Source organism: Paenibacillus tepidiphilus (assembly GCF_008635795.1).
GTDB lineage: Bacteria > Bacillota > Bacilli > Paenibacillales > Paenibacillaceae > Paenibacillus_AQ > Paenibacillus_AQ tepidiphilus.
In genome coordinates this window covers 1-801 of the sequence record NZ_VWRQ01000066.1, presented here as the reverse complement: position 1 = coordinate 801, position 801 = coordinate 1, and the positions used below count along the sequence as shown (strand labels likewise).

General features: G+C 39.3%; 2 protein-coding genes. Both read left to right on the top strand.

The window, feature by feature from the left end; all coding sequences use genetic code 11:
- The first annotated feature begins 182 nt into the window (after nt 1–182).
- Nucleotides 183–380, top strand: coding sequence for a 50S ribosomal protein L35 (rpmI, locus tag F1379_RS29490; RefSeq protein ID WP_005596065.1), 198 nt, complete (start codon nt 183–185; stop codon nt 378–380).
- A gap of 67 nt (nt 381–447) precedes the next feature.
- Nucleotides 448–801 (top strand): 50S ribosomal protein L20 (gene rplT / locus F1379_RS29485; protein ID WP_150276046.1); only part of this gene is annotated, 354 nt, incomplete at its 3' end.

Here is an 801-nt window from a genome sequence, read left to right as displayed (position 1 = left end):
AACAAAAGCAATCTACAGGCACATTTCGCAGCCTGATTTGCTTTTTAGCCGTAAAGGGCTATGAGCGGTAACGCTCTGTTCGAGATAATTAGTGCTTTGCAAGTAAAAAGACGGTTAGCGATAAGCGTATTTTTCGCCTGATTATTATGTATTAGATAAAACAATGCGGAGTTTATAAAACAATGCCTAAAATTAAAACAGTACGTGGTGCTGCTAAGCGTTTCAAGAAAACAGCTTCAGGCGGTTTCAAACGTAAACAATCTCACTTACGTCATATTTTGACTAAGAAAACCACTAAACGTAAACGTCACTTACGCCACAAATCAATGGTAGCGAAAGCAGACCAAGTATTAGTAGTAGCGTGCTTACCATACGCATAAGCGTTGAGTCAAGTTAAAACGTACTTTAGTGAATTTTAGTTAATTATATACATTAGGAGATTTAATAATGGCTCGTGTAAAACGTGGTGTTATTGCAAGAGCACGCCATAAGAAAGTTCTTAAGGCTGCTAAAGGTTATTATGGTGCGCGTTCACGTGTTTATCGCGTTGCGTTCCAAGCTGTAATTAAAGCTGGTCAATATGCTTACCGTGACCGTCGTCAACGTAAACGTCAATTCCGTCAATTATGGATTGCACGTATCAACGCTGCAGCACGTCAAAACGGTTTATCTTACAGCAAATTCATCAACGGCTTGAAAAAAGCTTCTGTTGAAATCGACCGTAAGATTTTAGCTGACATCGCTGTATTCGACAAAGTTGCATTCGCAGCTTTAGTTGAAAAAGCAAAATCTGCCAGATCG

Bases quoted from the DNA above. Each gene is read 5' to 3' on its own strand.
- rpmI (WP_005596065.1), top strand. From the start codon at position 183: ATGCCTAAAATTAAAACAGTACGTGGTGCTGCTAAGCGTTTCAAGAAA.